Source organism: Bacillus sp. Bvel1, assembly GCF_014872755.1.
GTDB classification, from domain to species: Bacteria; Bacillota; Bacilli; order Bacillales; family Bacillaceae; genus Bacillus; species Bacillus velezensis.
In genome coordinates this window covers 152,675-175,361 of record NZ_JAAOBZ010000007.1, presented here as the reverse complement: position 1 = coordinate 175,361, position 22,687 = coordinate 152,675, and the positions used below count along the sequence as shown (strand labels likewise).

Annotated in this window: 25 protein-coding genes and 7 pseudogenes; 20 read left to right on the top strand and 12 right to left on the bottom strand. The window is 38.1% G+C overall.

What is annotated here, in order from left to right:
* Nucleotides 1-15 precede the first annotated feature (15 nt).
* Nucleotides 16-1,008, bottom strand: coding sequence for a sigma 54-interacting transcriptional regulator (locus HAP68_RS10045; RefSeq protein WP_003153626.1), 993 nt, complete (start codon nt 1,006-1,008; stop codon nt 16-18).
* Between the two features lie 184 nt (nt 1,009-1,192).
* On the opposite strand from HAP68_RS10045, the gene ilvA reads away from it, so the two are divergent.
* The 5 genes from ilvA (at nt 1,193) to HAP68_RS10020 (ending at nt 4,891) form a co-directional block, all read left to right on the top strand.
* Nucleotides 1,193-2,461, top strand: coding sequence for a threonine ammonia-lyase IlvA (gene ilvA / locus HAP68_RS10040; protein WP_003153629.1), 1,269 nt, complete (start codon nt 1,193-1,195; stop codon nt 2,459-2,461).
* A 92-nt stretch (nt 2,462-2,553) separates the two neighbouring features.
* On the top strand, nt 2,554-2,805 hold the full coding sequence (locus HAP68_RS10035; protein ID WP_024085513.1) for a DUF2535 family protein: 252 nt from the start codon (nt 2,554-2,556) through the stop codon (nt 2,803-2,805).
* A gap of 98 nt (nt 2,806-2,903) precedes the next feature.
* Nucleotides 2,904-3,485: an SCO family protein gene (locus HAP68_RS10030; protein WP_024085512.1), complete on the top strand. Its 582-nt coding sequence runs from the start codon at nt 2,904-2,906 to the stop codon at nt 3,483-3,485.
* Between the two features lie 77 nt (nt 3,486-3,562).
* Nucleotides 3,563-4,318, top strand: coding sequence for an SGNH/GDSL hydrolase family protein (locus HAP68_RS10025; RefSeq protein ID WP_014305255.1), 756 nt, complete (start codon nt 3,563-3,565; stop codon nt 4,316-4,318).
* Nucleotides 4,319-4,327: 9 nt separating this feature from the next.
* Nucleotides 4,328-4,891, top strand: coding sequence for a YpmS family protein (locus HAP68_RS10020; protein WP_024085511.1), 564 nt, complete (start codon nt 4,328-4,330; stop codon nt 4,889-4,891).
* Nucleotides 4,892-4,940: 49 nt separating this feature from the next.
* Here HAP68_RS10020 and HAP68_RS10015 read toward each other — a convergent pair whose 3' ends face one another.
* The gene (locus HAP68_RS10015; protein WP_003153639.1) at nt 4,941-5,366 is read right to left on the bottom strand and encodes a MarR family transcriptional regulator; all 426 of its coding nucleotides are present in this window, start codon (nt 5,364-5,366) and stop codon (nt 4,941-4,943) included.
* Nucleotides 5,367-5,494: 128 nt separating this feature from the next.
* Between HAP68_RS10015 and msrA the strand changes: the two genes are divergently transcribed.
* Both msrA and msrB read left to right on the top strand, forming a co-directional pair.
* Entirely contained in the window at nt 5,495-6,028 is a 534-nt protein-coding gene (gene msrA, locus HAP68_RS10010; RefSeq protein ID WP_003153641.1) for a peptide-methionine (S)-S-oxide reductase MsrA, read from the top strand.
* A gap of 1 nt (nt 6,029) precedes the next feature.
* A complete protein-coding gene (msrB, locus tag HAP68_RS10005; protein ID WP_007409536.1) occupies nt 6,030-6,464 on the top strand; it encodes a peptide-methionine (R)-S-oxide reductase MsrB in 435 nt (144 codons plus the stop codon).
* A gap of 40 nt (nt 6,465-6,504) precedes the next feature.
* Here the strand turns inward: msrB and HAP68_RS10000 are convergent.
* Together HAP68_RS10000 and HAP68_RS09995 are read right to left on the bottom strand one after the other, a co-directional pair.
* Nucleotides 6,505-7,137, bottom strand: a pseudogene (locus HAP68_RS10000) (polysaccharide biosynthesis protein); the annotation flags it as partial.
* A pseudogene (locus HAP68_RS09995) lies at nt 7,101-8,785 on the bottom strand (recombinase family protein). The pseudogenes HAP68_RS09995 and HAP68_RS10000, both read right to left, overlap by 37 nt.
* A gap of 165 nt (nt 8,786-8,950) precedes the next feature.
* On the opposite strand from HAP68_RS09995, the gene HAP68_RS09990 reads away from it, so the two are divergent.
* From HAP68_RS09990 to HAP68_RS09960, 9 genes and pseudogenes are all read left to right on the top strand, one after another.
* The gene (locus HAP68_RS09990) at nt 8,951-9,151 is read left to right on the top strand and encodes a hypothetical protein (protein ID WP_223203775.1); all 201 of its coding nucleotides are present in this window, start codon (nt 8,951-8,953) and stop codon (nt 9,149-9,151) included.
* 119 nt (nt 9,152-9,270) lie between these two features.
* A pseudogene (locus HAP68_RS19560) lies at nt 9,271-9,381 on the top strand (SunI/YnzG family protein); the annotation flags it as partial.
* A gap of 49 nt (nt 9,382-9,430) precedes the next feature.
* Nucleotides 9,431-9,987 (top strand): annotated as a pseudogene (locus HAP68_RS09985) (SMI1/KNR4 family protein).
* 98 nt (nt 9,988-10,085) lie between these two features.
* Nucleotides 10,086-11,885 (top strand): T7SS effector LXG polymorphic toxin, encoded by a 1,800-nt coding sequence (locus HAP68_RS09980; protein ID WP_024085509.1) that lies wholly within the window; start codon nt 10,086-10,088, stop codon nt 11,883-11,885.
* 14 nt (nt 11,886-11,899) lie between these two features.
* On the top strand, nt 11,900-12,358 hold the full coding sequence (locus HAP68_RS09975) for an SMI1/KNR4 family protein (protein ID WP_024085508.1): 459 nt from the start codon (nt 11,900-11,902) through the stop codon (nt 12,356-12,358).
* Between the two features lie 54 nt (nt 12,359-12,412).
* Nucleotides 12,413-12,991 (top strand): SMI1/KNR4 family protein, encoded by a 579-nt coding sequence (locus tag HAP68_RS09970; RefSeq protein WP_024085507.1) that lies wholly within the window; start codon nt 12,413-12,415, stop codon nt 12,989-12,991.
* Nucleotides 12,992-13,096: 105 nt separating this feature from the next.
* The gene (locus HAP68_RS19555; protein WP_223151887.1) at nt 13,097-13,357 is read left to right on the top strand and encodes a GNAT family N-acetyltransferase; all 261 of its coding nucleotides are present in this window, start codon (nt 13,097-13,099) and stop codon (nt 13,355-13,357) included.
* 9 nt (nt 13,358-13,366) lie between these two features.
* Entirely contained in the window at nt 13,367-13,549 is a 183-nt protein-coding gene (locus tag HAP68_RS19550) for a GNAT family N-acetyltransferase (RefSeq protein ID WP_223203798.1), read from the top strand.
* 213 nt (nt 13,550-13,762) lie between these two features.
* On the top strand, nt 13,763-14,101 hold the full coding sequence (locus HAP68_RS09960; protein WP_014305242.1) for a YolC/YozM family protein: 339 nt from the start codon (nt 13,763-13,765) through the stop codon (nt 14,099-14,101).
* Nucleotides 14,102-14,351: 250 nt separating this feature from the next.
* On the opposite strand, the pseudogene HAP68_RS19800 reads toward HAP68_RS09960, so the two are convergent.
* Nucleotides 14,352-14,419, bottom strand: a pseudogene (locus HAP68_RS19800) (putative holin-like toxin).
* Nucleotides 14,420-14,675: 256 nt separating this feature from the next.
* On the opposite strand from HAP68_RS19800, the gene HAP68_RS09950 reads away from it, so the two are divergent.
* Together HAP68_RS09950 and HAP68_RS09945 are read left to right on the top strand one after the other, a co-directional pair.
* Nucleotides 14,676-15,143 (top strand): DUF4879 domain-containing protein, encoded by a 468-nt coding sequence (locus HAP68_RS09950; protein WP_024085506.1) that lies wholly within the window; start codon nt 14,676-14,678, stop codon nt 15,141-15,143.
* 5 nt (nt 15,144-15,148) lie between these two features.
* Nucleotides 15,149-15,508 carry a hypothetical protein gene (locus HAP68_RS09945; RefSeq protein WP_014305240.1) on the top strand — a complete coding sequence of 120 codons (360 nt, stop codon included), beginning with the start codon at nt 15,149-15,151 and terminating at the stop codon, nt 15,506-15,508.
* 60 nt (nt 15,509-15,568) lie between these two features.
* On the opposite strand, the pseudogene HAP68_RS09940 reads toward HAP68_RS09945, so the two are convergent.
* The 3 genes and pseudogenes from HAP68_RS09940 to HAP68_RS09930 all read right to left on the bottom strand — a co-directional run bounded on the left by HAP68_RS09940 (nt 15,569) and on the right by HAP68_RS09930 (nt 18,222).
* Nucleotides 15,569-16,588: pseudogene (locus tag HAP68_RS09940) on the bottom strand (hypothetical protein).
* Between the two features lie 325 nt (nt 16,589-16,913).
* Nucleotides 16,914-17,096, bottom strand: coding sequence for a hypothetical protein (locus tag HAP68_RS09935; RefSeq protein WP_003153655.1), 183 nt, complete (start codon nt 17,094-17,096; stop codon nt 16,914-16,916).
* The gene (locus HAP68_RS09930) at nt 17,086-18,222 is read right to left on the bottom strand and encodes a Rap family tetratricopeptide repeat protein (RefSeq protein ID WP_003153656.1); all 1,137 of its coding nucleotides are present in this window, start codon (nt 18,220-18,222) and stop codon (nt 17,086-17,088) included. Before HAP68_RS09930 ends, HAP68_RS09935 begins: the two co-directional genes overlap by 11 nt.
* A 362-nt stretch (nt 18,223-18,584) precedes the next feature.
* Here HAP68_RS09930 and HAP68_RS09925 point away from each other — a divergent pair, with 362 nt between their 5' ends.
* Nucleotides 18,585-19,037 carry a YoqH family protein gene (locus HAP68_RS09925; RefSeq protein ID WP_024085505.1) on the top strand — a complete coding sequence of 151 codons (453 nt, stop codon included), beginning with the start codon at nt 18,585-18,587 and terminating at the stop codon, nt 19,035-19,037.
* Between the two features lie 234 nt (nt 19,038-19,271).
* On the opposite strand, the gene HAP68_RS09920 is transcribed toward HAP68_RS09925, so the two are convergent.
* Nucleotides 19,272-19,646, bottom strand: coding sequence for a YoqO family protein (locus HAP68_RS09920; RefSeq protein WP_024085504.1), 375 nt, complete (start codon nt 19,644-19,646; stop codon nt 19,272-19,274).
* Nucleotides 19,647-20,220: 574 nt separating this feature from the next.
* On the opposite strand from HAP68_RS09920, the gene HAP68_RS19640 reads away from it, so the two are divergent.
* Nucleotides 20,221-20,349, top strand: coding sequence for a hypothetical protein (locus tag HAP68_RS19640; RefSeq protein WP_024085501.1), 129 nt, complete (start codon nt 20,221-20,223; stop codon nt 20,347-20,349).
* A gap of 511 nt (nt 20,350-20,860) precedes the next feature.
* Here HAP68_RS19640 and HAP68_RS09915 read toward each other — a convergent pair.
* From HAP68_RS09915 to HAP68_RS09910, 3 genes and pseudogenes are all read right to left on the bottom strand, one after another.
* Nucleotides 20,861-21,325: a hypothetical protein gene (locus tag HAP68_RS09915; protein ID WP_024085500.1), complete on the bottom strand. Its 465-nt coding sequence runs from the start codon at nt 21,323-21,325 to the stop codon at nt 20,861-20,863.
* Between the two features lie 269 nt (nt 21,326-21,594).
* Nucleotides 21,595-21,907: pseudogene (locus HAP68_RS19545) on the bottom strand (ATP-dependent DNA ligase); the annotation flags it as partial.
* A 248-nt stretch (nt 21,908-22,155) separates the two neighbouring features.
* Nucleotides 22,156-22,677, bottom strand: a complete 522-nt coding sequence (locus tag HAP68_RS09910) for a hypothetical protein (RefSeq protein WP_024085499.1) — start codon at nt 22,675-22,677, stop codon at nt 22,156-22,158.
* Nucleotides 22,678-22,687 lie beyond the last annotated feature (10 nt).

The window sequence follows — 22,687 nt, the reverse complement described above, 5'->3', positions numbered from 1 at the left end:
CAAATGTCCTCCTTTTTAAAGGATTTGTTTTTGCAGTGACTGCAAAAAGGTCAACCCTTCTAATGTGATTTTTGTTCCTGCGCGTCCCCGGCCTTTTGTCACATAGTTCATCTTTTCTAAGTAATCAAGCCTGTTTCTGACTTGCTGGGGCGTTAATGTCATTGTGCTGTTTTCGCTTAATTCGGATATGCTCCGTCTGCTGGCGGGTTCGCCTTTTGTATTTAAGTCTTTAATTGCTTCCAAAATAAACAAAAACTCTTCTTTCTCCATCAATGTCAGCCGTTTTTCTTTTTTCTTAGCGGTTTTCGCTTTCTGGCTGTTTTTGATATACGGCGGGACATGCTCGGGATAAATCGTGCTGCCGGATGCTGCCGCGGCCATATAGTGCGCCGCATTTTCAAGTTCTCTGATGTTGCCGTTAAAGGTGTGCCGCTCAAACAGCGGATAAACGGACGGATCGATATGAACATGCTGCCCCGAGGCTGTCAGCATATGCTGCAGAAGAAGCGGTATATCGCTTTTTCGTTCAGATAAAGCAGGGAGCGGAAGGCATAACACGTGAAGCCTGTAAAATAAATCTATGCTGAACGTGTTTTCCGCGCCGGTATCGCCAAGATTCGCCGTGCTGCTTGCAATGATGCGGGCGGAAAGCCCGGCGTCCAGCTCGGAAAGAAGGCGGGCCTGTACCGAGAGCGGCATGTCTCCGATTTCATATAAGAATAATGTTCCGCGGCGGGCCCTGTTTAATGCGCCTTCAGCGCCGAACAGTTCATATTCGAGCCGCTCTTCGCTTTGACTGCAGTGAACGGTAATAAATAGTTCGCTGTTTCTGCGGGATTTATGATGGATCGCTCTGGCCATTTGTTTTTTTCCGGTTCCGACTTCACCCGTTATGAAGACCGGCAAATCAGATAAGGCAAATTGCGAGGCCAATCGTTTCGCTTCTGAAAAGGTGTGATGTTCGCCGGCTAGCTGATAAAAAGGATCAGTTTGTTCAATTACACTCATAAATTGGCTCCTTTTGGTTCTAATTGGTTTAAGTATAACACGTTTATGCGATCGAAAATATCTTTTTCTCTTGTATCGGTTCATTTATTTTTATTTACAAAATTAAAATAATTATCTTATTGTTTGAATATTCATGTTATAATGGCATATTAAATAGGGATTTAAATAAGAAAGGACTCTGTAAATGAAACCGTTGCTTAAAGAAGACTCTCTCATCCAGGTAAAAGACATTTTAAAAGCGCACCAAAACGTAAAGGACGTTGTGATACATACGCCTTTGCAGAGGAATGACAGACTTTCTGAGAGGTATGGCTGCAATATCTATTTGAAAAGAGAAGACCTGCAGGTGGTCAGATCATTTAAGCTCAGAGGGGCTTATAATAAAATGAGGCAGCTCTCAAAAGAGCAGACTGAAAACGGAATTGTATGCGCAAGTGCGGGAAACCATGCGCAGGGGGTTGCGTTTTCATGCAAACACCTCGGCATTCACGGCAAGATTTTTATGCCGTCAACCACACCGAGACAGAAAGTATCCCAAGTGGAACTGTTCGGAAAAGAATTTGTTGAAATCATATTGACGGGTGACACTTTCGATGATGCGTATAAGAGTTCTGCGGAATGCTGTGAAAAAGAAAACCGCACGTTTATTCATCCGTTTGACGATCCCGATGTCATGGCCGGACAGGGAACGGCTGCCATCGAAATTTTAAATGACATTGACGTCGAACCGCATTTTCTTTTTGCAAGCGTAGGGGGAGGAGGACTCCTGTCCGGGCTCGGCACGTACATGAAAAACATCTCGCCGGATACAAAAATCATAGCGGTAGAGCCGAAGGGCGCAGCCTCCTATTTTGAATCGAAAAAAGCCGGACAAGTGGTTGAACTTGAGAAAATTGATAAATTTGTCGATGGGGCGGCCGTAAAAAAAATCGGCGCTGAAACCTTTCAAACGCTCGAAACCGTCGTCGATGACGTTTTGCTTGTCCCGGAAGGAAAAGTGTGCAGTACGATTCTTGAATTATATAATCAATGCGCCATCGTGGCTGAACCGGCGGGTGCATTGTCCGTGTCAGCACTTGATCTGTACAAAGAAGAGATTAAAGGGAAAAACGTCATCTGCATGGTCAGCGGAGGGAACAATGACATCGGCAGAATGCAGGAGATGAAGGAGCGCTCCATGATTTACGAGGGGCTGCAGCATTATTTTATCGTTAATTTCCCGCAAAGGGCGGGAGCGCTTCGCGAATACCTTGATGAGGTGCTCGGTCCTGATGATGACATCACCCGGTTTGAATACACGAAAAAAAATAACAAAAGCAGCGGCCCCGCATTGGTCGGCATTGAGCTTAAGCATCGGGAAGATTACGGCGCGCTCATTGCCCGGATGAATCAAAAAGGATTTCATTACGTAGAGGTGAATAAAGATCAGGATCTGTTCCACCTGTTAATCTGACTTTTTTTAGAACGGCCGCGCAAAATGACAGACACGCTTTCTCAGATTGTATATAATAAAAAGAAAACAATCGAAAAAGAAGGATTGATATCTTGTTACTCAAAAGCCTAGAGTTCAAACGACAGGACGGGATTCAGGTAAAAGTGACAGAAATACCGGTTATCACGGAAGGTGAACAATATTTTTTTCAAATTCATCAGCACCTTGAGCTTTATTTGAGAGAAGTTTTTGCTTCACAAAGTGTGGGAACAGTGTATTCATTCCGACAATATGTCAAGCGCCGTATGAAGTGGAAAGATTATGAGGCCGTTTTCAGCCAAGAGATTTTAAAACATAACGCATAACGGTGCACATTCCTTAGCGCCTTCCTTTTGATAAGGGAGGGTGCGGGAATTTTTTTATGATGAATGCTGTAAGCGTTTTATCTATGGGGGGAATGGAAATGAAAAAAATGAAAAGCTTCGCTGCCGTCTTTTGTTTGCTGCTCTTGTGCGCCTGCGGGGGGAAAACGATAAAAGACCCGCTGAACTATCAGATTGAGCCGTTTTCATATCAGAATCAAGACGGGAAAACAGTGTCACTGAAAAGCCTGAAGGGGCATGTCTGGATTGCCGATTTTATGTTTACAAACTGTAATACAGTCTGTCCGCCGATGACGGCCCACATGACCGAACTGCAAAAAAAACTGAAGGCTGAGAATCTGGACGTGCGGATTGTGTCATTCAGTGTAGATCCTGAAAATGATACGCCGAAACAGCTGAAAGCCTTTGCTTCCAAATATCCGCTTTCGCTTCGCAACTGGGATTTTCTGACCGGTTACAGCCAAAAGGACATTGAAGATTTTGCGATGAACAGCTTTAAAGTAATCGTCAAAAAGCCGGAGGGAGAGGACCAGGTCATACATCAAACTTCTTTTTATTTAGTCGGACCTGACGGCAAGGTGCTTAAAGATTATGACGGCGTGCAGAAGGTTCCGTATGATGATATCCTGTCAGATGTCAAAGCGGCTGAGGAGCTCAAGTAAACTGGCAGATTAGACATTTTCAAAACTGAAAAAACATGTTACACTTTCCACTAGTAGACGGGGAAGGAGCAACCAGATTGAAGCTGCGAATGTTCTCATTGATCGCCGGACTGGCTTTGCTTTTATCAGCTTGTTCTGTCCAGCGCACCGGTTCTGACGCTGAAGAACCGAAAACGAAAGATCATATTGTCATAGCTGCGGTCGGTGATTCATTGACTGAAGGAGTAGGAGATCCTGACGGTTCAGGATACGTCGGCAAGACAGCGGAGTCTCTTAAGAAAAAGGGACATGTGAAAACGGTAGATATTAAAAATTATGCGGTGCAGGGCGACAAAACGTCAGACCTGCTGAAAAAGCTTGATAATAAAAAAGTGCAGAAATCATTAAGGAGCGCCGACTATATCTTTTTTACCATCGGCGGCAATGACTTAATGAAGGTGCTCCGCCAGAATATGATGCAGCTGACGGTTCAGCCGTTCCAAAAGGAAGAGAAACCTTTTGAAAAACGGTTCAAGACGATCATTTCAAAAATCCGCAAATATAATGAAAACGCAGAGCTGGTGTATGTCAGCATGTATAATCCATTCACGTTTACGCTGCCTGAATTAAAAGAAATTAATGGGGTTGTGACGGATTGGAACAAGATCGCCGCAAAAGAGCTGGAAAAAGATCCTCACGCCGCTGCGGTGAATGTTGAAGACTTGTTCAGTCAAAAAAGCGGCAGCAGACGGATTTCAAAGGATGATGATTTTCATCCGAACGCAAAAGGGTATGCACTCATCGCCGACCGATTATACGGCATCATAGAAAAACAAGGGTTACCAGCAGAATAGGGTGAAATGATGAAAAAATGGAAATCGCTGTTTTTTGTTCTTCTCGCACTCAATGTGATTGCCGCCGCGGTAATTGTGACATTATTGGTTATGCCGGGAGAACAGACGAAAATACAAGATCAGACAAAAAGTGAGTACGGCTTTCATATTACAAGCTCGAAAGAATCTCTTGCCAGGTTTGTGAATTCGTACTTAAAAGAGAAGGCATCGAATCAGCTTGACTACAAAGTGGACATCAATAACGATGTGCACGTGGCAGGTAAAATCAAAGCATTCTCAACCTCCATTAACGCGGTCGTCACATTTGAACCGTCCGTACAGGAGAACGGAGATGTGGTTTTGAAAGTGACGAAGTTTTCATTAGGTGAATTAAGCCTGCCAATCAGCTTTGTGCTGAATTATATGGACAGCTTTTATGAACTCCCGTCATTTGTGCACGTTCATTCCGGGGATAAAAGCATCGAGATCCGTCTGTCAGAAATGCCTTTAGACAACGGCATGTATGTAAAAGCGGATAAAATCAATCTCGACACGGATGAAATTGAATTTTCCTATTATCATCCGAAACAATAAGTTTTCATAAAAAAACACAGATCCTTTCAGGGATTTGTGTTTTTTCGTGTCAGCGTTTTTTGTCTAGCTTGCTGAACAGTTTGATTAACGTTGCAAGCTCTTCATCAGAGTAGCAGTCAAACCGTTTAAAAAAGTATTCTGTTTTTTTCTGGTTGAAATGATCGACAATTTTCTCCCCGGCTTCCGTAATATGGATTCTGATAATTCGCCTGTCCTCTTTAGAACGGATGCGGGTGATCCATTCCTTTTCTACTAAAGCATCGGTCACTGCGGTAATGTGGCTTGCGGAGACCTCAAGAATGGGGGCAAATTCCGTTACTTTTTTAGGCCCTTGTTCACTGAGAATCCGCAAAATGGTGAATTCGTTCCTGGACAGCTCTTTATCTAGAATTTCATTAACTTCATTTCTGATTTGTTTAAACACTTTTCGAAGCAAAGCTTCCATATCATACATCATTTGTGTCCTTACTTTCAAATCATGAACCTCCAATATGTAGTCAGCGTGGCATTCGTTCAGCTTCCCCTGAAAGCAGAATTATTTTTATTCTGTTTATACATGCTATAATATAATAATACCACGTATGAACAAAGGAGGGCACCCGTATGTCAGAAAAAAAAGAAATCGCCACATTTGCAGGCGGCTGTTTTTGGTGCATGGTGAAGCCGTTTGACGAACAGCCCGGGATTGAAAAGGTGGTGTCCGGCTATACAGGAGGTCATACTGAGAATCCGACTTACGAAGAAGTGTGCAGTGAAACGACCGGACACAGAGAAGCCGTTCAAATCACATTTCAACCTGACATTTATCCGTATGAAAAGCTTGTCGAGCTGTTTTGGCAGCAGATCGACCCGACTGATGCAGGCGGCCAGTTTGCAGACCGCGGAAGTTCATATCGGGCGGCGATATATTACCATAATGATGAACAAAAACAAATCGCTGAAGCCTCAAAAAAACAGCTTGAAGAAAGCGGCATATTTAAAAAGCCGATCGTCACAGACATTTTAAAGGCTGAGCCTTTTTATGAAGCGGAAGGCTATCATCAGCACTTTTATAAGAAAAACCCTGATCACTACGGGCGCTACCGTGTAGGTTCCGGACGTCAAGGCTTTCTGGATGAGCATTGGAGGGACAGATAAGATGGCTTTTAATAAAGAAGAAAAAATCAAATCATTAAACCGCATGCAATATGAAGTCACGCAAAATAACGGAACGGAGCCGCCGTTTCAAAATGAATTCTGGGATCACAAAGAAGAGGGGCTGTATGTTGATATCGTATCAGGAAAGCCCTTGTTTACATCTCTGGATAAATTCGATTCTCATTGCGGCTGGCCCAGTTTTACAAAACCGATTGAGGAAGAAGAGGTTGACGAAAAACTGGACACAAGCCACGGGATGATCCGGACGGAAGTGAGAAGCAAAACAGCGGACTCCCACTTAGGCCACGTATTTAATGACGGCCCGGGGCCAAGCGGTCTCCGTTATTGCATCAACTCTGCGGCACTCCGGTTTATTCCGAAAGACAAGCTGAAGGAAGAGGGCTATGAAGCCTGCCTGCATTTATTTGAAAAATAGAGCTCAGCAATGAGGCCTGCCTATCAGACAGGCCTTTTTTCTATGTTTTTTTTTCTTCATGTAATCGTTCAATAATCTTTACGATTGTTTCTTTTGTGATGAGCGGCGCCTGATCCGATTGATATCTGGGGAGATTGACCTTCCGAAATTCCGGATGTTTGGCGGGATCCGGCAATATCGCGTAAAGATTGCCCCATTCATATAAAGATTCCGTCTCATGAGGAGAGGTCAGTTCTTCATGAAGCTTCTCACCGGGGCGTTTTCCCACTTCAACAGCGGCTGGCTGCGGCAGTCCGTGCCGGAACGCATATTCTTCAAACCCGTGAAGCAGTTCTTCAAGCCTCAGGGACTCCATTTTAAAAATAAACGTTTCTCCGCCCTTTGTAATCGCCGCAGATTGCAGGGTGAGCGTTGCGGCGTCATCGATCGACATAAAAAACCTCGTCATGTTTTTATCCGTAATGGTGAGCGGACCGCCTGCCATCAACTGCTCAAATAAAATAGGAATAACGGAACCGCGTGAACCGAGCACATTGCCGAAGCGGACCGAACAAAACACCGTACCGCGGTTTTGAACATGATGATTCGCCTGATGAAACAGCTTCTCGGACAACAGCTTCGTAGCTCCCATTGTGTTTACCGGGGAAACGGCTTTATCGGTTTTTTGAGATATTTACTGTATTGTGAGGGACTACCAGTGACGGTGAGATCGAAAGCGAAAAATTAAACCTCAGGATAGGGGTGATTTCAAACTGAGCCGGAATTGGCCCTTTTCTTTTTTGTGTCATCGTAACGATAACTTCTTTGAAGACCATTCTTAATAGCGAGTTCTTTTTTTCTGTGCTTGTTTCAATGTGATATTGATCAATTATCTTATTTATGTTGTTTCTGACTGTATTACTGTCTATTTCTGATTGCGCTTCTTGAGTTCCATTGAGTTCATGCTTGGCAATCTGGAGTTCTTTAAATTCTTCATCTAAAACAGCTTTTCTTTTCAAAAAAAGTTCATCAGTGTAAATGCCGCTTTCATATTTCTCGAAGATAAAATTCTCTTTGTTTTTTAACTCTTGTTCTTTTTGTGAAAGATGTTCAGACATTTGCTTCTTTGTTTTCACATTACTATTTACGTCTTCGTATTTAGAAATCATATAAATGATATTTTTTGTTAAAGTCTTATTATCTAAGTTGCTTAAAGAAGAGAGGTAATCCAGAATGGCATTTTCAACATCGTTATATCTCACATAAGTGCATTTATTCTTTTTGCAAGTGAGTGATTTAACGTGATACACACTTTCCGTGCCGTTTTTGTTTTCTCGCGTTCGCCTAGTTTCGTATTTAGATAATGGTTCACCGCACTTAGAACAAGTGCATACGCCTGCCAATTCACTTAATTCCAATGCGTTTTTATTAGGCAGCAGGGGAACTTTGTTTGCAATTTTCTCTTGTGATTGTTGAAATTGTTCTTGATCTATTATAGGGGCGTGTGCATCCGATACTACAATTTGTTCCTTTTCAGGTCTAATTGTTCGTTTACCGTCTTTTGTTTTTTCCCTAACCTTATATTTAACAGTTCCGATATACGCTTCGTTTTGCAGAATTGCTTTAATTGTGTATTGATTCCAGCGCTTTTTTCCTGATGGAGTCGGTATTTGTAATTTTGTTAAGTGAGAAGCAATCGCTGTATAACTATAATCTTTTCCATTCAACCCATTTAAAAAGATGTTAAAGATGAATTGAACGACTTTTGCTTTTTCTTCGACTGGGACTAGTTTGGATGTTTTTTTGTTTAACCGGTATCCATAAGGCGCTAGTCCTGAAATCCATTTCCCTTGTGCCGCATATGTGTATTTAGCGCCTGTCATACGCTCTCTGGTCATTTCAAATTCTTCTCTGGCCATAAACAATTCAAAACGAATCTGACGCATGTCTGCAGGATTTCGAGGGTCATAAACTTTATATGGTGTAATGATAATCAATCGCTTACTTTGAAGAAGGTTAACAATTTGTCCCGCATCACTGTAGCTCCCGCGGCTGAGTCTTGTTATTTCTTTAACAGCAATTGCCTGGTACTTGCCTTCCTCGAGGTCTTTAAGACATTCTTTAAAAACAGGGCGACCCTCAATGCTTTCTCCAGATCCGATTTCCATTTTTAATTCATAGGGGATTTCAATCGACTTCAGTATTTTATTCATGAGTTCATTTTGTTCTGTTAGCGTATCTTCGCCTGTTCTTTTTTCCCGCTCCATATCCTGACGAGAGCGTCTGAGATAACCCAAAATATTTGTAATGTTGTAAGAATGAACGATGTTTTTTAACTCCAAAAAATCAGCACCTCCTCTTTATTGTATTTACTGTAAAAACAGAAGTATTCGTACAATATTCTGTCTGACATTGAATACGAGAATAACCTAAATTCTGAAGATGAAACTTTTCTCGTCCAGTTGTCAGGTGCATTTTGTAATTATGAAAATGATAAAGCGAAAGAAATGAATAAACAACTATTCATTAACCGATACGGTGAAGAGCTTGGAATTAGCTCCATTAAAGGAGATAATCGATCAGAATATGAAGAAATTATTCGTACTTATGAAAAGAATAATTACAAGCAGAAAGAAATTAATATAGATGAGCTGCTGCAGGCATTATTTGAGACAGAGATGATGTTATCTTTAAAAGAAAAGTTTTGATAAAATCCTAATTGATGTATCATAGGGGTTTAATCAGCCACTATAGGCCACAGAGTCCCTCACACGCTCTGTGGTTTTTTGTTTAGATTGAATGTACCAAATAAAAAAGAAGCCTCAGAGGACTTCAAACTGGCTCTACGGATAGGATAGTAATTAAAACAGCAAATAACACTTACATTTTGTTCACCACAAGTGCTGCTTCAATTATGAATAAAATTGTTACTGATTAACAAATTCGTATCCTCAGTAATTATTCTGAGGAGTATGGGGGTGTTTTTATTGACTAACTTTGTCCATAAGACTATCAGTGGTTTGAAAAGTCTTTTAGATGAAAAAGGGGCTATTAAATTGTTTTGTTCTGAGGGATGTATTGTAGAGAGCCTTGTGACTTTTTCTCCAAACAAAGCGTCTCTTAGTGAAATCCAAAACTTTCAGTCGAATCATAAATTCACTCTTCCTGATGATTACCTGAAGTTTAGTTCTCAGCATAATGGTGCGAAAATTTTCGAAATTCTTTCAGAGGGTGAGAATATTGGAGGAGGACTTCATCTATTTAGCCTTGAAGAAATAGAAGAAGAACTAAAATACGAGCTTTTGTTTGAAGGTATCAATGGAATACCTGTTGGCTACCTGTTGGAAGAATGTCATTTAATGATCGACAAGGATAGAGTGAATCAAGGTGATCCTAATTATCTATTTATATTTGAAAGTGGTTCAGAATATAATCCATTAAATTTAAACTTTGAAATATTTTTAGACCGATATATTATGTCGAACGGGGATGCTTTTGGGACTGGAAATACTATACAGCTGAAAATTATTACAGGACGAGATAAAACTGTGTATGACAGTCGGAACGGACTGTCTTTTTCTGTTAATCAAATGATAAAGCTATGGTAAAATTTAGACAGAAAGAAGCAGAAAGGAGACGTAAATGAAAGTATTTGAAGCATCCTCGTTCATTTCAGCAGCGGAAAAGCGGGCAAAAGAATATGATCAGGTTAGAGAACAATTTATCAATCTCAGGAAAGCTTTTCAGGGAATGGCTGATTTAGATGACAGCGAGTTTTCAGGTAAAGGTGCTGATAACATCAAAGCATTCTTCCAAGATCACGCTGGTGTTACAGACAGCTGGCTTGATCTGATCGATATGAAGATTGCTTTTCTTAACAGTATCTCAGGAAAAGTAACTGATGCGGGACTAGCCGATTCGTTTGTGGAAGAATCGTTTTTAGAACATGAGTTGATTCATGCGAAGAATAAATCAAAAGCCATCATGCAAGAGCAGCGGAATGAAATGAGGGATATTCTTAATGAGATAAGCGATATTGTTCATCTTGATGTTTTCTCGACAGGGGACGTCGATCAAAAGCTGGACTCAGCAGACAAGAAACGGGACAATACCATACACAAGCTCGGAAAGCTCGATCACGATCTAACGAAAGAATACGCAGAAACCGAAGCAAACGAACAGTTCATCCAAGCCGACTTCCAGCAGCTCCAAAATGCCACGGGCAAAGGGAAAAACGCAACACCACTTCACTATAACGCTAAGGCGTACAGAGAAAGTGACATACATAAGAAAAAAAGCGAGATTACAAGACATTCGGATGCTTATTTGACGATTAAAAAGGAAGAAGCGAAAGAGCGGGAAATCAAGGATCTGAAGAAAAAGCTCGCTGATGGAGTAACTGATCCTGATGAATACTTGGAGATTGCGAGGAAGATCGGGTACGCGAACCTTGAACTTTCCCAACAGCAATATGTGATCCAGCTTGAACAAGCAAAACAGCTGGAAGAAGCCGGAGAAGTGACTTGGGATATTTTAAAAGGAGCCGGCGTCGGCCTTTATGGTGTCGGGAAAGACACGGTAACCGGTTTATGGCAGCTGATCAGTAAGCCTGATGAAGTTGTTGAAGGTATCATAGGGGCAGTTGCCCATCCAATTAACACGTATAATGCCATTTCAACAGCTATTGAGGAATCGTATCAAAAAGATATGGTGAACGGGGATGCTTACTCCAGATCAAGATGGGTGACATATGCGGTCGGTTCAGTGGCTGTGGCTGTCGTCGGAACAAAAGGCGCAGGAGCCGTTAACAAAGCTGATGCGGCGGGGAAGGTCATAAACAAGGCAGGACAGGCAGGTCAGAAAATTAAGGACATTAAGATTTCAGATTTGCTTCCTTATAACACTAAGTATGATCTTGCTCTGGCTGATAACGTACCATACAATGTGGTTAACAGCCAAAACCTTAAAAATGGACTTTTGTCCAGTGCAAAGAAATTGGATGAAAGCAGAAAGCCATTTACTGGTCAGAAAGTAAATGTCCCTTGGTTAAATAAAGAGAAGTATGAGGCCTATGAAATAGACGGCAAGGTAAAAGTTAAAGGAGAGCCTAGAGATGTAAGCCGTAGAGTATACACAATAAAAGATATTGACCTTAATCAAAAAAATCGTAAAGGCTTTACGAATCTTCAACTGATGAAAAATGGTAATGCTCCGTTTGCTAAAGATGGCACGCAAATAAATTTACATCACTTAATTCAAGAAGAGCCTGGTACTATGCTGGAGATACCTGAAAGCTGGCATAATAAGTACAGTGATGTTTTGCATGGATTAAAAGGGAATGGACAGAGTTTTAGAAATGATCCTGTGCTTGATAAACAATATAAAAGTTTCAGAAGAAGGTATTGGAGATGGAGAGCTCAGCAATTTGAGAATCAAGAATAAGAGGTGAAAGTTTAATGGATTATTCGAAAATAAAAACTTTCTTTGATGAAAATAAAGAAAATTCAATTCTCACGGGGGGAGTCACTGAAGATCAGATTAGAGAAATAGAAGAGGAGCTCAATGTAACTCTTCCAGACAGCTATAAATGGTTTTTAACTGAGTATGGTTCAGGGGGAGCATACGGAACAATGATTCTCGGATATGACTCTCACGGCGCTGAAGTTGTCGAGCAGACCAATGAATATAAAAAATATTATAACCTTTCCGATGGTCTTGTAGTGATCGAATATGTAGATGAATTTTCTTATTGTCTTGACACTAACAAGATGATAGATGGAGAATGCCCAGTCATTCTTTGGGATAACCAAGAGGGATATGGTAAACAAGTTGCTAGGACATTCCAAGAGTTTTTAATAGAAGAGCTTGAAGAATCGAAAGACGACTGGATCGATGATGAGGACTGGGACGATTAAAACTAAAAAGAATGTCTATATCTGTTTTTCCATAGCATATGAAGGAGTATTAAAATGAGCTTCACTAAGATCAAACAAAAGTTGAAAGAGTTTACGATTAATGCTGGCACAGATCCTAGCATTAATACAAACGAGCAGCTCAAAGAAATTGAAAGAAATATAGGTAATCAATTGCCTTCCGACTATAAGGATTTTTTGAAGGGATATGGAGGCTGTTATTTAGAAAGTAAAAAAACAACAGATGAGATTGAGTATGACGTTTGCTACAAACCTATAGAGAAAGATCCTTGGATGGGTCAGGAAGATGATACACAATTAATAGAGAGCTTCTATGGTTTAGCTAACGATCATAACAGTCTCCAAGAAGCAATCAATACTTATTCTGATCGCTTTCCTAGGAACATTATTCCTATAGCAAGCTCGGCAGGTGGGAATGAAATATCCATGGATATCGATAATGAAAAGATATTGTTTTGGGATCATGAATTAAGTCACCCCGATAAAGACTTTTTCCTTATTGCCAACTCTTTTGAAGAGTTTATTCTAAGTTTAGTAGATGAACCAATTGAAACTGATGATAATGACAGTGATGTGGAAATTGAGGTTTTAGACAATGACTTTGCAAAATTGTAAGGACAATTAGCTTTTATTGTTAGGAAAAGTATTGCAAAGTTAAGCTCTCAGAAAGAGAGCTTTTTTATTTTCGATAGAAACTAATTATAAAAAGGGAGAGAGGTTATGGATTCGTACCAAGTAAAGAAATTAAAACCCGAAGAATACCATAAGTGTAATAATATTTGGGACATGGAAAAGAAAAAGAAAATGGCTAAGGTGTTTTATGACGAATTAGTAAGCGGAAACAGAATTACTTTTATTTACTCAGTGAATGACGAGTTTATAGGAGAAGGATCGTTAGTTTTTCAAAACAATGACCCAGATTATACCATTCCGGATAAACGCATTTATCTATCTCGTATGATTGTTAAAGAAGGATATTGAAATTGCGGGATAGGCGGTATTATTGTTGATTATTTGATTGATTATGCTAAACAACTTGGATTTGAGGAAATAACACTCGGTGTAGATACAGATAACTTAAACGCAAGACATCTATATGAAAAGAAGGGCTTTACAACCGTATTATTTCTTGGTGAAGATGAATATGTAAAACTCCTTAAAGTATTAAAATAAAATTCCCGAGAATTATGGTGAATGTGTGGGAGGTTACTTTCACAAACGATGATAGACGGTAACTTAAGCTAATCTAATTAGATCGTTATTAAGATACGGATTAGCATTTATCCTCTCAAAACCAACCCGTAATGAACTAGGATACTGTTGGCTGAGGAATTATTTTTCCATGTATTGTATTTTATGGTATTCTTGAAATGAAAGGAGGAGAAAATGAAAAAGAAATTAATTGGGGTCTTGATCATTGTTTGTTTTTCTGTGTTCATGTATGGCGCAGTTACACATTCTTTTAAAAATCAAAAATCCACTGAGGAAGTATTAGAAAGTGCATGGGATGAATTTGGCTTATTTAGCCTTGGAATTGGAGAAACAGACCCAGTCATATCAATTGGTATGGATAAAACAAAAAATGAAGAAGAATTACGACGCTATCTAAACGATAACTTATCTAAGGAAGTTAAAGAAGAATATAAAGTTGAGATCATTAAAAAGGATATTAAGGTTTTAGAAAGACAACATGAGAAGTATTTGGAAAGTAATAAAGCGCATTGATACATTAAAGATGCTTATCGGCTCCAAATACAATAATGATTTTATCCAATAAACAAAAGTTTTGCAAACCATTCCAATGGTTTCATTTAATCTGTTATAATCAATCTGTAAAATACAGACTGGTTATAGTGTATTTCTTTAACAAGAAATGCATAAAATAAAAAGAGCATGGTGTTGGTCGCACCCCATCAAAGGGCTTGCTCAGATGTTATGTTATTCATGATAGACCTAACCCTTCAGGTTTTCAGGCTCAAGGGAGGTCTATTTTTTATTTATATACGTCAACAGGGCGATTATAAACGACCCAAATGCAAGCATTCACATTAATGCCTGAAATGTTGACATAAGCATCACCCCCTTTCTATAGGGGGTGAGCAAGACTCCAAGACTCCAAGATTCCCTTAAGTGAGCATACTTAATGTACAGGAATCATTTATATGTCGTTAAAAACCCATTCAGTTACCTATGCGAAAAGAACCATGTTAGAATCAGGTTCTTTTTTGAATTTGAGTTAAATAATCGGCTGGAATTACCGATAAATAACATGTGAAATAATACCAAGGAGGTTAAGGGATTGAAAAAAGTACTTAGTTTAGTAACAATTACACTTCTTGCTGTTACAACGATGTTTTCCATTAGCACATCGAAAGCAAAAGCAATTGAAGCAACACCGCTTTACAGTCTTCAGATTCTTTCCGTCACATCGGATGGAAACGACTTTGTATGGGAGCCTGTTACAAGCAGCAAGCCAAATGCAACAAATGTTTTGAAAGGTGACAAGCTGCATATTAAAGTTCGCTTTATGGGCTATACAAATTCGACCGTCATTAAAGCAAAGGATGGGAGAAATTTGTTATACAAAGGTGAAGCGAACATATACAAATATGACCCTATACTTGGACAAAACAAAGTTGTGATAGGATGGGACAAATACATTGAAATTCCAATGAACGAACTTCCTTCAAATGAGATTCAAGTTGAAGGTCTTGGGAAAAACATGAAAATCATTTATAGCAACGTTGTAAAATTCGAGAGAGGATGAATGTTATGGAAGGTCTAAATAACTCTTACAATATCACGAAAGATCCGAAATTTTTAGCGTTTTGCAGTTTAGCGACAGAAGGTGCAGGAATTAGTTCGAATACGCAATGTTCAATTGGTTTTAATGAATTCAAAGAAGCGCTGGAGAATGGCAAAGTAGTTGATAATAAAAACCTTAAAAGCAGTTCAGAGTTAAATCACCAGTTTGATTACTGGAAGTCCAGAATAACTGGGGGACGAGCTGTAACTGAAACTGATAATCAAGTGTTAGATATCATCAAACAAGCATACAATCTTGGAATGGTTACGAAAGATAATATGCTTTTGAGAAATCAAGCCATTAACGCGTATAAAACATCTATTTAATTTAAAATTAAAGCCCCTTATTCAGGAAGGGGCTTTTGCTTTGCAACTTATTCTTTATGTTTAATCTAAAACCATAAAGTCCTGCACTTTTGTTTCTTCTTCAGGCAAATCAAATTCATTAAGTTTCTTTTTAGTACGGATATCAAAAATCCCCATATAGCCACCAATCCCTTTTTTGTTTTCCTCTTGTGAAATTACATAAAGTTTTTGATCTTTAAACTTTGCATTCATATACGGAAATTTTAAATCGAATTTTTCAAAAGAAAAATCTTTATCGTACTCAAGTAAGCAGGCGTATACGGATTTATTAATTTATGTAACGTAAAATTTACCGCTTTTTTTGTCGTAATACACAGCGTCCGCTTGTTCGAGATCATCAGGATATTTTATGAATTTTGATTTCCATGATCCTTTTTCGATTACAGTTAGTTCATGTTCTGAGCTAGCTACAACATATTTTTCAGAGTGATCAAATACATCTCCATAGGAAGCTAATCCAATCGTTTTAATAATCCCTTCTGTGTTTCTATCAATGACGTACATAGACATTCCTTGAATGACGTAAATATACCTATTATCGCTTCCTCCCATGGTTACGAGGATAGGCAAAGTCAGGCTATATTTTTTATTGAACTTTTTATCATTTACTTTCAGTTCATTTCCATTGGTATCGACATTATAGGCTTTTACAGAAATATCTTCTCCTTGATACCAAAAAGCAAATGGATTGGATAATTTATGTTCTTTAATAGTGTTGTTTTTTAATGTGTAATAATATGGTTCATGTTCAGCTAACAAGACGATATCGTCTGAAGAGGGGGTTTTTTTCTGGATATATGGTATATCCGGTACCTTAAAGTATCGTTTATTGAATTTTTCTCCTTGTGATGTGGATATGAGTACGCTTTTCTTGATGAGTGGATTTGAATAGATAAAAAAGATTTTATCCTCGGTTGGATTTATTTTAGAAGTACTTACAGAGTGTTCACCTTTATTTATAAAGAATGCATTGATCAACAATATAACTATTGCACCAATTAGAACTCCTGAAATCCCATATAAAACATAAGACTTTTTCATATAACGCTCCTTATCTTTTATATAAAAAAAACACACTTGCAGAATAAATCTGCAAAGTAAATGATTAGGAGCAGACAGTTTTTGATGAGCGGTCAATATCCAGATGTGACAAGTGCTTCTCCATTACTGTTTAGGTCTGTTCCTTTTGTGTTTTTGTATGATTGCCACACAAGTTTAGAGGAGCAATACTATTTATTTGTGCTTTTTTTGGTTGCAGCTATGAATAAGGCTTACCTGTTTTACTATGAAGGACAGCATTGCATAGAGCTTTACAGGTGAACACAGATCATAAAAAAACACCCCCTATGCGGGAGTGCCAAAACATTTATGCGGTTTGCCCTCGGCGTTCCGCTGAGAAGTCATTATGGTGATCAAGCGCGATATGGATACTGGCTGTGTGGCCTCTTCGGGCTTCTTTAAAAACTTTGTGGCCGTCAAGAAGATAATGTCCAACAAGCCCAAGTAAAATAACTAAAAAGATAAAAGCCGATGCAAATTTAAATTTCATAAAGACAATCCCCTCTCTGAATTTGTTTTCGGGCATAAAGCACTTTCTCATAAAAGGCTGTAGCTACTTTATGGTCTTCATTTACATTATAATACATTGCTGCATCAGTCGCTAGGTCTTCCACATCTGAAAGCATAGCTTTTGATTCTAAGTAATCTAAGATTTTAAAAAGTCGTTCTTTGTCATTCTCAACGAATAAACCCATAAGAAAATCAAACATTTTTCCTAATACGTCATCGTTCAACTCCTTTGAAAGCATAAGACCTTGTTCACAAACCTGTTTTCCATCAACCGTGTTGAATAATTTAAAGTGCGTTTTTGCCAACATTAGAAGTATGTCAAGCAGTCGGCTAGAATTGTGAAGAGAATTACTTTGATAAATTGAGACGCCTTCTTTAAAATACTCCAATGCCTTCTCCATATGTCCTGTTGTAAATGAGCATAAACCGAGATTGTACAAAGAAGAACCTATTAACCGCGGCATATCAATTTCTTGTGCTTGTTTTAATGCATTCATGAAATGCGGTATTGCTTTTTCTGGATACTCCATGTCTAAATAATTCAGACCGATGACGAATGAACATTGGATTACTCTTATTGAGTATGTCTCGTGTGCTTTGTAGGTTTCTATTGCTTGAACAATATGATGCATAGACATGTGGGTTTGCTTCATGTGATAGTACACTTCAGCAACTTTGTAGTGAAATTCAGCTCGCTCTATTTCATCGGGGACAATAGATATCTTCTTTTCAGCTCGGTTGTAAAAACTTATTGCTTTAAGATATTCGTATTGTTCAAATTCATACATCCCATGAAAAAAGTTAAAATAATATTCAAGAATTCCTTTTAGATCGCTTTGTTTACTTTCGATCTCTTCTGATAAGTCTGAAATTTTAGGTCGTTCTTCATTCATGGTTTTTGGTTCAAGATAATCAAGCATTAATTGATGTCGAAAACACATGAGCGAATAGTACAACAATAAATCTTGATCTTCTTCCATATGCTCTATTTCTTGTTCAACTTCACCCTTTAGAATTTCTGCATCTGCAACACTGAATAATCTTATGTATTTGTACCATTCATTGATTTTTAAGCCAACCTTTGAAGAAGAGATCAATTGCTCCAAAAAAATCACCCTCCTAGTATTTCGACTGATTATGTAATATTTTATCATAATGTAATATATTAGGAAGAGTGTTTTTTCTTAATTTCTCAATTTGGTGTGGAATGCGATAGAAGCCCCCTCGTTCGAGAAGGGGATATGATCAATTTCCTGTTGCTTTCAGTGAGGCAAGCCACTCATCTAATGTTCCGGAGAAGCCTTGTTGAACGGCTAATTCATATGCTGATTTTCCATCTTTACCGGCAGCGCTAGTTGCTTCAGTACTGCCTTTTTCACCTTTTTTTTAATGAAGCTAACCATTCAAAAGTAATGAATATTCAAGGCGGGAGTAAGGGAAATTAACAAAAAAATGTGAGGGAATTTAGATGAAACGATTTATTTTGGTTATACCTTTATTGGCTGCTGTTATTGTCTCTCCAACTCAAATGAAAGCAAGTCCAATGCCTTGTAGTGCAGTACTCGAACCGGTGAATCAAAAATTGAAAAATGCGAAGGGTGCGGCACTAATCTATAAAGTGCAGTTATACCCGCCAAGTGCTGCGAGAACGAATATGAGTATTCTTGCTGTCCACCTTCCTCAGCCATCTTCTTATGGAAGCTACGACGGTTATGAAGGATTTGCCTCCAAAACAGGGGAGATCAGTTGGCGTTTTAAACTATATCCGACTCCCGAGAAAGAGAGCCCTAATTGGGCTGGAAGGATTGATTTCATATCGGCTGAAATGATAAATGTTAAAGTGCAAGTACGCCTTTCAAATTCTAAGACGCAAAAGTTGGGGCCGAGTGTATTAACAAACAATATTCAATCTTGCTATTAGAAATGTAGAGCTCTTATCAAAGAAAGAAATGCGACTGGATCTTTTGAAAAAATTCTGGTGAAAAATGAAGAAGAGTCCATTAAGGCGGAGTCCAATGAATGATGAGGAATTAAGAATCATTCTGAAATCAATTCATCATTGACAGAACAGAGCCGGCAAAAGTCGATATTGCGTTTGATTTTGTACAAGAAAGACGGCATAAAAAGAAATGGTTAGCTAAAAAAAGGCAAAGAGTCAACGCTCTTTACCATCAGGTGTTTTCCTTAAGCGGTCTGCAATATGCTTAATTAAACTCAGCGCAGCAGTCACTAATCCAATAACTAAAGCAATCTCAAGTAAGAGGATAATTCCAAAATTTAAACCGCGACTTTCAAAGTAATCACCAGTAAAAGAGAGCAATTGATAAATCCCAAGCATCAGCACAATAAAGGAAGCGCCTATAATCGCCAGAGACTTTTTAGAGAACTCCTTAGTATGGTTAAAATTATAAACCAATAAGAACAAAAATAGACAAGCCATGGCGATCTTATGAGTCAATGAATCACTTGCTGAAAACCCTTGCACAAGTAAGGAGATAATTAATCCGGTCATTCCGATTATTTTGTTCAATATATCACCTGCTTTGTATAAGTATGACTTAGATGTCAGCTTACCAATTAAAGGTGAAATTCTCAACATAATGCAGTTTAAAGTTAACTTAAAATGTGATTATTTTAAGAAAGAGGTTGAAATATACTCGATTGTCAAAAAGGGGAGCAAGTAAGGTCTTTGAGAATGGAGAAATGGGAATTATATTGTGGACGACAAATCGAGGTTCTGTAGGTGTTGAATGGGACTCTGGTGAATATGGTGAATACAATGATAAAGTCGATGAGCTATTTGTTAGCAGATTAATATGTTTTCCGAAAGTTAGACGAAAGCAGTTCATTAAAGGAAGGGTTAGACAATGATTAAAATAACGCTATTCCAAGATGAATATTGCAATGGTGAATGGGTTGAAATTGATAGGCTATTAAATATATTTATAAGAACAGAGTCAATTAATATTGAAGTTATTGATATCAAATACAATTCACTAAATACTGTGCGAACTCAAATACACTCTGCGTATATATAGAGAAAGGACTTAAGATCACTAGGACCGAAGATGAAATCGTGATTTTAAACGTAGTAAGAGGAAGAAATGAAAACCTATGTAGCAACCAAGGAAACTGAGTACTTTACCAATGAATCCATTGAAGAGGTGCTTTATGCTGGTACAATAAAGAAGCTGCGTTTAGCAAAATTGATGGCACTTCAGGCAATAGACTAATTTTAGATGTTTGTTTTGATGGCTTGAGGATTAAATCTTTTATCAAAATTCATAATGGTGTTGGCGAGTAGCTTTTGATAAATTGGCCAGCGCAAAGAAAGAGGTTGAAGACTACAATGCCAAACTAATTGAGGCAGGCACAATCTCTTTGAAATGTTGGAGAGAGCTGGACAAGTCTAGATAAAAGATAGTTTTTATTCAAATACTCAAGGCAGAGCCTATCGCACCTACAATGCCAACAAAATCAACTAGTGTTGTTACGTTGCTCATAAAGTCAAAAGAATTGTTTATTAGAAACATAAAATCAGCCCCTGTGAAAAAATTTAACACTAAGATAAAAAATAATAAGAAGAAGGATTTTATCACTGGCTTGTTTTTTGTGTAGGAGCAGCCTTGAATATTCGATTGTATTACTAATATATCAAAATTTCTACAATTAATCCAATTCTCTCTTACGATAGTTTTTAACGAATACAAAAAAGCCCCACGAATGGAGCTGCTAGATTACGTATTATTGAACATAGCCAGAAAAGTCGCTCGGAGCAGAGAAAGATAGATAGTAAAGCGCATTGGCATCTAGATTTTTTATTGTTCCTGTAGCTGTACCGTTAGCATTTACAGTTAGTGTTTCAGTAGCAAAAATCCAGTCGGAATCATTCCAAACTTTCACAGTTAGTTTAGTTCCAATATTATTTGTAATTGAATAGCTTATCGAAGATTTGCCTTGAAAATAACTGTTTGAATATAACGTATTGCCAGTTGCTTGTCCAGCGAATGTCAATTTGTTTTTCGTAAGATTTACAACGCTATTTGAATTAGGAGGGTTAAGACCAAAAGCTTTAAATTCACTTTCGACAGAGTTAGTAAGCTTAGTTGAAAACCTAGAATTGTCGGTCTCAGCAGATGCGGCAGTGGTAATGCTCAGAGAAAGAATGGCCACCATGGTGCAAACAATAAAACTAAACAACTTTTTCAAATTAAACACTCCTTTATTTGTAAGTTAAAGTAAATAATAACATTTAATTTCAGGAGGTCAATGGGTTTATTCAAACTGGAATGAATCTGTCACAAAATATGAAGAGCATTTTGGTGAATTACAGCTAAACGATTTGGATAACTTATTGTATTATGTACTGAATTTTCAGTCTGTTTTGCTAAGCATTAAGGAGTTATGTAATAGAGAGATTATACTCTCCAAGATTCAAAGGAAGGTATGCGGAGTTTACCATGTAGTCTTAAATCTATAATCACTTTCAGCCAGCTATAAGAATGTTTATTAATCCCATATGGAGAGTTAGCTTTATTAATACGACGATTCCTTCAAGATGCTTTTCATTGGCAGATTAAAGTAAGCTAATCCGTTTCCCTGCAGACCTTCAATAACAAATACATTGTTATGGTCAAGGTTAATGTCTAAAAGCATGCTTTTCCGTTCAGTGAGCGGGTTATTAGCAATTGAATGCCAATTAATATAAATTATATCGACTACACAGTAAACGATATTATAGGCAGATTTTTTAGACATAAAGCGTCCCATTACAGTCTCAAAGTCAGGAAGCAAAAACAACAGTACCATTGAGCATATCAAGATTCGAGATTCGAGATTTCTCAACTTGCTTGTTACTTTATTGTTGTAAACGAGTATAAAGCTGGAAGGTTCAGTGTAGCTTTAGGAGCCGAATTGCTTAGAGAAAGCACTGTATGAAGAGGGATTTTAATTAAATAAAGCAGACATTAAGCCTGCTTTATCTTTTTGAACATTATTCCTTTTTTATATGAATTAATGTTCTCACCAAATGCCCGTCCTTAAGATTTTAAATTCTGGGCACGGTCAGACTTTTTAGGGAAAATACATTCTAACAAAAGAAAAAATAAAGTTAATCCTAATGATAATTTAAAATTGTCGCTGTTCCCAATGGAACATAAGATACCCACTATATAAATAAATAAAAACCTAAACAACGAGGCAAATATAAACTTGAAGAAGTTATCCCCAATGAGATGCCTTCCAACAGCCACAAAAATATTATCAAAAGTAAAAGAATAAACAACCATACACACACTTGTTATAACAATCTGTTTAAATTCTATTTCTAATTCAAAGAATTTTACAAGCACATTTGCTGATCCTGTTGCAAATAAGATTATCACCATTATGATTGCAGTAGGAATGAGTGATAAAACCAAAGCTCCTATTACTGTAGATAATAAAAATTTTTCATTTGTGTTTTTTTCTGCAGCTTCTTTCTTTTCTCCTCTGTACATAAAAATAAAAAAGACGATGAGAGATAAAAGATAAATTGATAACGTCATAACAAGCAGATTCATGGTGATCTCT